This window comes from Flavobacterium sp. UGB4466, assembly GCF_903469665.1.
Lineage (GTDB): Bacteria > Bacteroidota > Bacteroidia > Flavobacteriales > Flavobacteriaceae > Flavobacterium > Flavobacterium lipolyticum.
In genome coordinates, this window is the sequence record NZ_CAGKLC010000130.1 from 1 (window position 1) to 9,615 (window position 9,615).

General features: G+C 33.3%; 9 protein-coding genes. All 9 read left to right on the top strand.

Annotated elements, in window-relative coordinates; all coding sequences use genetic code 11:
- Window positions 1–97 precede the first annotated feature (97 nt).
- The 9 genes from thrS to JO950_RS19780 all read left to right on the top strand — a co-directional run bounded on the left by thrS (window position 98) and on the right by JO950_RS19780 (window position 9,501).
- Entirely contained in the window at window positions 98–2,044 is a 1,947-nt protein-coding gene (thrS, locus tag JO950_RS19740; RefSeq protein ID WP_017498427.1) for a threonine--tRNA ligase, read from the top strand.
- A 22-nt stretch (window positions 2,045–2,066) separates the two neighbouring features.
- A complete protein-coding gene (infC, locus tag JO950_RS19745; protein WP_072974136.1) occupies window positions 2,067–2,618 on the top strand; it encodes a translation initiation factor IF-3 in 552 nt (183 codons plus the stop codon).
- A gap of 133 nt (window positions 2,619–2,751) precedes the next feature.
- Window positions 2,752–2,949, top strand: a complete 198-nt coding sequence (gene rpmI / locus JO950_RS19750; protein WP_007810722.1) for a 50S ribosomal protein L35 — start codon at window positions 2,752–2,754, stop codon at window positions 2,947–2,949.
- A gap of 183 nt (window positions 2,950–3,132) precedes the next feature.
- Window positions 3,133–3,477, top strand: coding sequence for a 50S ribosomal protein L20 (gene rplT, locus JO950_RS19755; RefSeq protein ID WP_007810721.1), 345 nt, complete (start codon window positions 3,133–3,135; stop codon window positions 3,475–3,477).
- Window positions 3,478–3,601: 124 nt separating this feature from the next.
- Window positions 3,602–4,417, top strand: a complete 816-nt coding sequence (locus JO950_RS19760; protein WP_202704184.1) for a hypothetical protein — start codon at window positions 3,602–3,604, stop codon at window positions 4,415–4,417.
- Window positions 4,418–4,599: 182 nt separating this feature from the next.
- A complete protein-coding gene (locus tag JO950_RS19765; RefSeq protein WP_202704185.1) occupies window positions 4,600–5,172 on the top strand; it encodes a Crp/Fnr family transcriptional regulator in 573 nt (190 codons plus the stop codon).
- Window positions 5,173–5,387: 215 nt separating this feature from the next.
- Entirely contained in the window at window positions 5,388–5,822 is a 435-nt protein-coding gene (locus tag JO950_RS19770; RefSeq protein WP_017498431.1) for a carboxymuconolactone decarboxylase family protein, read from the top strand.
- Between the two features lie 179 nt (window positions 5,823–6,001).
- Entirely contained in the window at window positions 6,002–7,717 is a 1,716-nt protein-coding gene (locus JO950_RS19775; protein ID WP_237732398.1) for a tetratricopeptide repeat-containing sensor histidine kinase, read from the top strand.
- Between the two features lie 155 nt (window positions 7,718–7,872).
- On the top strand, window positions 7,873–9,501 hold the full coding sequence (locus JO950_RS19780) for an ATP-binding protein (RefSeq protein ID WP_202704186.1): 1,629 nt from the start codon (window positions 7,873–7,875) through the stop codon (window positions 9,499–9,501).
- Window positions 9,502–9,615: the final 114 nt, after the last annotated feature.

The window sequence follows — 9,615 nt, forward strand, 5'->3', positions numbered from 1 at the left end:
TTATAAATATTACTCTTATATATTAATATAAACATGTATATATGTATTGTATGTATTTTTGTAATGCGTTATATTTGCATTCACAAAATTATAAACAATGATTAAGATTACTTTACCCGACGGGTCAATTAGAGAGTTCGCTTCAGGCGTAACTCCGATGGAGGTTGCGAAAAGCATTAGTGAAGGATTTGCAAGAAACGTGATTTCTGCATCTTTTAATGGTACAACAATTGAAACCGAAACCCAATTGACGACCGACGGTAGTCTTACTTTATATACATGGAATGATGCGGAAGGAAAAAAGGCTTTTTGGCATTCTACTTCACACGTAATGGCACAAGCCCTTGAAGAATTGTACCCTGGAATAAAACTAACTCTGGGACCTGCAATTGCAAATGGTTTTTATTACGATGTTGATTTTGAAGATCAAAAAATTACTGACGCTGATTTCAAAAAGATTGAAGATCGTGTTCTTGAAATCTCAAGAGGAAAACACGAATTCAAAATGCGTCCGGTTAGCAAAGCTGATGCTTTAGAAATGTACAAAGACAACGTTTACAAAACTGAATTGATTTCAAATCTTGAAGACGGTACTATTACATTTTGCGATCATGCTACTTTTACCGACCTATGCCGTGGTGGACATATTCCGAATACAGGAATTATCAAAGCCATGAAAGTTATGAGTGTAGCCGGGGCCTACTGGAGAGGTGACGAAAAAAACAAGCAGTTGACCCGAGTTTACGGAACTTCTTTCCCTAAGCAAAAAGATTTAACTGAATATCTTGAACTTCTTGAAGAAGCTAAACGTCGCGATCACCGTAAACTTGGTAAAGAACTTGAATTGTTTGCTTTTTCTCAGAAAGTGGGACAAGGTTTACCTTTATGGCTACCTAAGGGAGCTGCCCTTAGAGATCGATTAGAGCAATTTTTAAAGAGAGCTCAAAAGAAAGCCGGATACGAACAAGTTGTTACTCCACATATTGGACAAAAAGAACTTTATGTTACTTCAGGACACTATGCAAAATATGGAGCTGATAGTTTTCAGCCTATACACACTCCTGCCGAAGGTGAAGAATTTTTATTAAAACCAATGAACTGTCCTCACCACTGTGAAATCTACAATGTAAGACCTTGGTCCTACAAAGATTTACCAAAACGTTATGCAGAATTTGGTACAGTTTACAGATACGAGCAATCTGGTGAGTTACACGGACTAACTCGTGTGAGAGGATTTACTCAGGATGACGCACATATCTTCTGTACTCCGGAACAGTTGGATGAAGAATTCAAAAAGGTAATCGATTTAGTACTATATGTATTTGGTTCTTTAGGTTTTGAAAACTTTACGGCTCAGATTTCATTGAGAGACCAGGAGAATAGAGAGAAATACATTGGTTCTGATGAGAACTGGGAAAAAGCTGAAAATGCAATTATCAATGCAGCAGCCGACAAAGGACTAAATACGGTTGTAGAATATGGCGAGGCTGCTTTTTACGGTCCGAAACTTGACTTTATGGTTAAAGACGCTTTAGGCAGACAGTGGCAATTAGGAACTATTCAGGTAGATTACAACCTTCCGGAACGTTTTGAATTGACTTACAAAGGTGCCGATAACGAATTACACCGTCCGGTTATGATTCACAGAGCTCCTTTTGGATCAATGGAACGTTTCATTGCAATTTTACTGGAACATACTGCAGGAAATTTCCCACTATGGCTAATGCCTGAGCAAGCTATAATCTTGTCTTTGAGCGAGAAATACGAAATATATGCTAAAAAAGTTTTAGATTTGCTAGAAAATCACGAAATTCGCGCCCTAATTGACAACCGAAACGAGACTATCGGTAAGAAAATTAGAGATGCTGAGATGCAAAAAACTCCATTTATGCTAATTGTTGGTGAGGAAGAGGAGAAAAACGGAACGGTTTCTATCCGTCGTCATGGGCAAGAAGGAAAAGGTAACATTACAGTTACAATCGATGAATTTGTCGCTATTGTAAACGAAGAGATAAAAAAGACATTAAAAGTTTTTACAGTTTAACTTAAATTATAAAGTCATAGCAATAAGAAGCAACAGAGGTTACCAACCTCGAGTAGAAAAAAAGGATGCCCACAGAATAAACAACAATATTCGTGGCGTACAAGAAGTAAGATTAGTAGGCGAAAACATCGAACCAGGTGTATTTAAGCTTGCTGAAGCTTTACGATTAGCAGATCAATTTGAACTTGATTTAGTTGAGATCTCGCCAAACGCTGAGCCACCGGTTTGTAAAATCATGGATTACAAGAAATTCGTGTACGAACAAAAGAAACGTGATAAGGTGTTAAAAGCTAAGTCTACGCAGGTTGTCGTAAAAGAAATTCGATTTGGACCTCAAACGGATGAGCATGATTACGAATTTAAAAGAAAAAATGCGGAGAAGTTCCTGAAAGAAGGCGCTAAACTGAAAGCATTTGTATTCTTTAAAGGACGTTCTATCATCTATAAAGACCAAGGTCAGATCTTACTTTTACGTTTGGCAACAGACCTTGAAGAGCACGGTAAAGTTGAAGCGATGCCCGTTTTAGAAGGAAAGAGAATGATTATGTTCATTGCTCCGAAGAAGAAAAAATAATTATTTGCTTTAAGCAATAAGCTTTAAGCTTTAAGCAAATAGTTTATTTAAACTCCTGCTTAGAGCTTAAAGCCTAAAGCCTAAAGCTTTTGAAGATATAAGTAAGTAAGAATAAATTAAAACACTAGGAAAAATGCCTAAAATGAAAACAAAATCTAGCGCCAAGAAACGTTTCAAAGTTACTGGTTCTGGAAAGATTAAAAGAAAGCATGCTTTTAAAAGTCACATCTTGACTAAAAAATCTAAAAAACGTAAATTAGCTTTGACACACTCAGCGCTAGTTCACTCTACAGATATGAAAAGCATCAAACAACAATTAAGAATTATCTAATAAAAGTCGAAAGTTAGCAAGTCATAAAGTTGGAAAGTCAGTAGCTGACTTTAAACATTTGACTTAAAAACCTTAGACTAGAGAATTTCTTTAGGTTTAAAATTATTTATATAACCTTGGAGTATGGCTTTTAAGTTCCTTTGATTCAATTCAGGACGCCTGCTACAAAAACACATTAAAATTATGCCAAGATCGGTAAATTCAGTTGCTAAAAGAGCAAGAAGAAAAAAAATAATGAAGCAAGCCAAAGGTTTCTTTGGTAGACGTAAAAACGTTTGGACAGTTGCTAAGAATGCAGTAGAGAAAGCAATGTGCTACGCTTACCGCGATAGAAAACAAAACAAAAGAAATTTCCGTGCTCTATGGATTCAACGTATTAACGCTGGAGCTAGATTAGAAGGAATGTCTTATTCTCAATTCATGGGGAAAGTAAAAGCTAACGGAATCGAATTGAACCGTAAAGTTCTTGCAGATTTAGCGATGAACCACCCTGAAGCTTTCAAAGCAATACTTAATAAAGTAAAATAAACGTTTTATAAACTCAATTTAGATTACTTACTTATCATAGAAAAACCATCTCATTTAAACGGGATGGTTTTTTGCTTTTAGAGTTTTTTTTATTCAATTAATTATATTAAAATAACTTTGTAGTATGAAAAAATCACTTCTTATTTTATTAGCGCTACATTATTTGAATAGCGAAGCACAAGAAAACAAACTTGAAAAGAATACTATAAATACAATCATTGGACTAATTGACAAACGAGATTTAAATTGTTCAACTGAAATTGAGAGAGCCAAAGCAGATTTTAAATCAAAAGAAGTCTATTACTACATCCAACCTGAAGGCTATATTGACATCAATTATAACAGACATTTCCCATTCTTAAACCAATTACTTAAGAAAAAAGGAATTCAATTCTTATCATCAAAAGAAGTAGAAATATCCTCATTTTGGAAAGAGACTAATAATGGAAACTATCCATTAAAAACTAATTGCTATTGCAAAGCATCCAATAAATTATTAAATATAAAATATGGCCATAATTTCACAACAAAAATTGAACAAACAGCCGACAGTTTGTATGTAACTGATAGAATAAATGATATTTTCGAATACCCAAATGAGGTAGATCATTACTGCATAATATATCCAAAAGCTACAGATTTCCCTGATCAAAAATTTCAAATACAAAAGGATTTTTTTTCAAATTTTAAATTCCCTGATGGTTTTATTCATACCATAAATAAAAGAGATTTCATAGCAAAAACAAGGTTAATAATAAGGAGAGATAATAGCATTTCTGATATTAAGATAGATATTGAATTTGAAAATCCAGAAAATAAAAAATTTCATAGTGAAATAATTAGTCAACTTACTCATCACATTGAAAATGAAAATTGGAAAGCGGCTACTTCTAAAGGCATAAAAGTAAATAGCTCCTTTGAGATTAATTTTTATAATTAAATGATCGGCTTTTTCGAGTTTGAAGAATTATTGTTCTAAATAAATAAACGTTTTATAAACTCAATTTAGATTAACTACTTACCATAGCAAAACCATCCCGCTGAAACGGGATGGTTTTTTTGCTTTATATCCGTTTGCCAAATTATAATTTTTAAAACTACATTTGTATAAAACCTATAAAAATGTATACCGCTCTTTTTACTCATATCGGAAAGTTTGTAACTCTGGAAGCTTCTGAGATTGATCTCTTAGAAGCTGTTTTAAGTTTAGCAATCATTAAAAAGAAAGACCATGTACTTCGGGAAGGTCAGGTTTGCAACACTCTATATTTTATCGTTAAAGGATGCATGCGTCAATATATCATTAATTCGAAAGGAACTGAACAAACACTACAATTTGGAATAGAAAGCTGGTGGATTACAGATTACTTAAGCTACCACAACCACGTTCCTTCTCATTTTTATATTCAGGCGGTAGAGAATTCTGAGGTTATTGCCTTAGAGCAGTCTGTATTGGAGTCTGTACTAATTCAAGTTCCAAAATTGGAGCGCTACTTTCGCATTGTTTCCCAGAAGTCATTTGGAGCTGCACAAATGCGAATTAAGTTTCTGTTCACCATGTCGGCAGAAGAAAGGTATCATCACTTTAATAATCTGAATCCTGAGTTCGTTCAGCGCGTTCCGCAATACATGCTTGCCTCCTACCTTGATTTCTCAGCTGAATTTATGAGCAAAATCAGAGCCGGTAAAGTTTAATTCTGAGAAACTACGATTCTCAAATACTAAACCACTAAGCTCCTACTGGTTTTAGAGTATCAAAAAAAATAAATCTTGTCCATTTACATACCTCGTTAGCGAACTCAGAACTTAATACCTCAGAATTTCAGCAACTCGATAGTTTTCTTGAAGTAGTTCAAGTTTTTCAAAGCAGACATCCATGATCTTTGTATCAAACTTTAAAAACACTTCAAATGAAACCAAGAATCGTTATCCCAACAGTTGCACCGCAGGCTTACCAAGCATTACTTAACTTAGAAAAATACATCTCTACTACTTCACTTACACCAGTACACAAAGAATTAATTAAAATTCGTGCTTCCCAAATAAACGGCTGCGCGCATTGTATTAATATGCACACAACCGATGCCCGAAAACAAGGCATATCTGAACAGTACATTTATTTACTAAGCGCCTGGCGTGATACGGATATTTATACTGAGGAGGAAAAAGCTATTTTAGCTCTGACGGAAGAAGTAACACTAATTAGTCATCACGTTTCTGATGAAACCTATCAAAATGCTGCAAGTCTATTCAACGATCAATACCTTGCCGAAATTATCCTTACTATTATTACCATTAACTCCTGGAATAGAATTGCGATCACAACAGGATTAAGAGTTTCATAATTGTTTCAGAAATAAATCATACCGACAGTACAAAGAAAGCTTTCATACCTGAAAGCTTTCTTTGTATTTACCTAAAAATCAACCCTAAAAAATAAAATCAAATTTTATAGAAAAACAGGTATTTATACGCTTTTTTAAGAACTTTAATTCTTTACTTTTGGCGCATGATACCTTACAGAATGCGCATTTTCCTATTTATTACCTTTACTTTTTTTTCCCTGCAATCCTGTCAGAAAAAAACCTCAAATACTCCCAAACCCAAAAACACAAAACCCGAAATTGAAGAAGCAATACTAACTGCAGATCGCTTTTACAGCCAAAAAGAATTTGACAGCGCCTTTTTTTATTACAACAAACTACGATCGATTTGCAATCCGGTAACAGATTCGGAAAACTACATTACTTCTCTGAACCGAATGGCAGAGATACAGCAAGATCACGCTGATTATACAGGCAGCGAAAATACCATTAAAGAAGTACTGCCTTATCTTAAGTATGCAAAAAAACAATCGCAAATATGGAGCACTTATGTTATTTTAAGCATCAACTACTTAAATACGTACGATTACAAGAACGCCATATTATACAACCAAAAAGCCTTACGGTTACAAACAGAAGAGTGGCGAAAACTAGCAGCAAGAAATAACATCGCTGTTATCTTAATGGAAGAAGGGAAATACAATGAAGCTCTCCAGATCTTTTTGTCGTTGACAACAAAGAAAGAAGTTCTTAACAACGATGAATTTCAAAACAAAGCACTGGACAATATTGGATTCTGCTACTTTAAAACACACAATCCGAACGAAGCTCTTTTATATTTTAACAAAAGTCTTGAAATAAGGCAAAGAAAAAACCGTCCTTTTGATTTAGGTAAAAGCTATCTTCATTTTGCAAAATTCTACGAGAAAAGCAATTCTGCTTTAGCAAAAGAATACATGTTGTTAAGCTATGAAAAATTCACTGTTGCCAATAGTGTCGAAGACAGAATGTCCTCACTGGAGCTGCTGATTAAAAATACTTCTGATCAGGAATTAAGAAAATATGCTACAAAGTATGTAAATATAGTAGATAGTATATTTGAAGTAAGACAGAAAGTAAAAAATCAATTTGCAAGAATCAAGTACGATTCTAAAAGAGAGCGAGAAGAGAACTTAAAGCTAAAGTCTCAAAAAATCGAAAATGAATTACAAATAGAAAGACAGGAGAATAGAAATATTATATCCTACATCATAATTCTTGTGGCATTAAGTCTAGTTGTAATCCTGTATTTTTATCTCACATCTCGTGCAAATCGACAAAAGATCGAAGCAACTTATCAAAGTGAGACCCGTATTTCAAAGAAAATCCACGATGAACTGGCAAACGATGTTTATCACACTATGGCATTTATCGAAAACAAAAATCTCTCTATAGCGAAAAACAGAGAAAATTTATTAAAAAACCTAAGAGACATCTACTCGCTAACAAGTGATATTTCAAAGGAAAACTGCCCACTTGTTGCTAATAAAAACTATGCTGCTTCTTTAAATGAAATGATCTCAGAATTTAATAATTCCGAAACAAATATTCTAACTAAAGGTTTAGATACAATTTTATGGAGTGAAATTAAAAAAAATAAAAAAGTAGCTGTCTACAGAACTATTCAGGAATTATTGGTCAATATGAAGAAACATAGTTCCGCAACCTCAGTCCTTATAACTTTCAAAAAAACAAACAAAAACATACTAATTATCTACGTCGATAACGGTAAAGGTATTGATGCAAATCAAGTACTTACTAAAAATGGCTTAAACAATATCGAAAATAGAATTTTTGCTATAAACGGCTCTATTGATATCGATTCTTTTCCTGACAAGGGATTCAAAGTTTTTATTAAATTCCCTATAATACGATGAAAAAATTGATATTTACGTTCTTATCAAACAAGAATATTACAAACTGTTTAATAAGCCTTCTAACAGCCTTAAGTATATTCTTTTTCCTAGAATCCTGCTCGAAAAAAAGAGATACGGAATCTAAAAAAACAGATCATACCCGGGAAGTAAAAAGATTGACAGTTATTGCTGATAGACAATATGAAGAAGACAAACTTGATAGTGCTTTTCACAACTATAATAAAATCATACTACTCGCTGATATTAAAAATAATACTGTGGATTATGCAGATGCCCTAATCGCCATGGGATATATTCATCATTCGCAAGGTGATTATATCAATAGCGAGGCCGTTACTACAAAAATTTTACCTCTACTCCCACATTTAAAAAAAACAAGATTTGCCTGGAATACTTATAATATTCTGGGTTTAAATTATCTTGCTACCAAAGATTATGACAATGCGCTTTTATATCTAAAAAAAGCTTTAGCCCTAAAAACAAACCCGTGGAGACAACTTGAAACTTTAAGCAATATCGGCCTTATTTATATAGAACAACACCATTACAAGAAGGCAACAGACCTCTATCTTAAAATTACAACACAAGGATATTATGCCGATAAAAAAAAGCAGCATACTCTTGATGCTTATGATTATACTGAATATGCAACCATGATAGACAATTTGGGAAACTGTTTGTTTAAACTAAGAAACCCTCGGGCCTTAGTCTATTTTAATGAAGCATTGGAAATAAGATTAAAAGTAAAAGCTGATGAAGCATTACCCTTTAGTTTTAATCATCTTTCCGAATATTATTTATCAAAAAAAACAGCCCTGTCCAACCAATATGCAACCATGGGATACAAGGCTGCCTGCAAAATAAACGCTTTCGGAACCAAAAAAAAATCCCTAAAACTTTTAATAGCAACCAGTACCGCAAAAGACTTGAAAAAATACTCCAATGCTTACATCAAACTTATCGATAGTATGTCAGTTGCCCAGAAAAAAACGAAAAATCAATTTTCCGTAATTAAATACAATCTCAATCAAAGCAAAGAAGAAAATTTACAACTTAAAATCCAAAAAGCGGCACACGAACTGCAACTCGAAAAACAAAAAAACAGGTCTATAATTTCATACGTTATCATCTTTGTGATCACAATGCTATGCATGCTGACATTTATGCACTTACGCTCAAAAAACAGAAAAGAAAAAAAATATGCAGTTCTCGAAAGTGAAGTACGAATATCAAAAAAGCTTAGTGACGAATTAACGGATAATATGTACCAGATATTAGATTTCTCATCAAATACCAATCTCAATCAAGAAGAAAATAAAATAAAATTACTGAATGATCTTAATACAGTCTACTCCAAAACAAGAAATATTTCAAAAGAAAATAGCGCTATAGACACCAATGAAAACTATGGCCTTGTATTAAAAGAGATGCTTATAGAATACAAAACACCTGATTTAAATATTATACTTAATGGTTTCGACACAATTAACTGGAGAGTGCTTGAAAAAAACAAAAAAATAATCCTTTACAGGGTTCTTCAGGAGCTATTTGGAAACATGAAAAAACACAGTCAAGCCACATTAGTCATCTTAACTTTAAAAAAAACCAAAAAAAAATTGATTGTAATTTATAATGATAATGGCGTTGGAACCACTAATAGATCAATAATTCTAAAAAAAGGATTACAAAATGTGGAAAACCGTATTAAAACTATAAATGGAAATATTATTTTTGACTCAAATTCTACAACAGGTTTTAAATTAAGTTTCAATTTCCCCAAATAAACAAAATAATATGTTCAAAAAAATTTTAGTTGCCGAAGATTTAGACAGTATCAGCATTGCCGTAATTCAAGCGCTTGAAGAACTAAACGTTCCTGTAATTGACCATGTCAAATA

Bases quoted from the DNA above. Each gene is read 5' to 3' on its own strand.
- thrS (WP_017498427.1), top strand. From the start codon at position 98: ATGATTAAGATTACTTTACCCGACGGGTCAATTAGAGAGTTCGCTTCA.
- rpmI (WP_007810722.1), top strand. From the start codon at position 2,752: ATGCCTAAAATGAAAACAAAATCTAGCGCCAAGAAACGTTTCAAAGTT.
- rplT (WP_007810721.1), top strand. From the start codon at position 3,133: ATGCCAAGATCGGTAAATTCAGTTGCTAAAAGAGCAAGAAGAAAAAAA.
- JO950_RS19760 (WP_202704184.1), top strand. From the start codon at position 3,602: ATGAAAAAATCACTTCTTATTTTATTAGCGCTACATTATTTGAATAGC.
- JO950_RS19765 (WP_202704185.1), top strand. From the start codon at position 4,600: ATGTATACCGCTCTTTTTACTCATATCGGAAAGTTTGTAACTCTGGAA.
- JO950_RS19770 (WP_017498431.1), top strand. From the start codon at position 5,388: ATGAAACCAAGAATCGTTATCCCAACAGTTGCACCGCAGGCTTACCAA.
- JO950_RS19775 (WP_237732398.1), top strand. From the start codon at position 6,002: ATGCGCATTTTCCTATTTATTACCTTTACTTTTTTTTCCCTGCAATCC.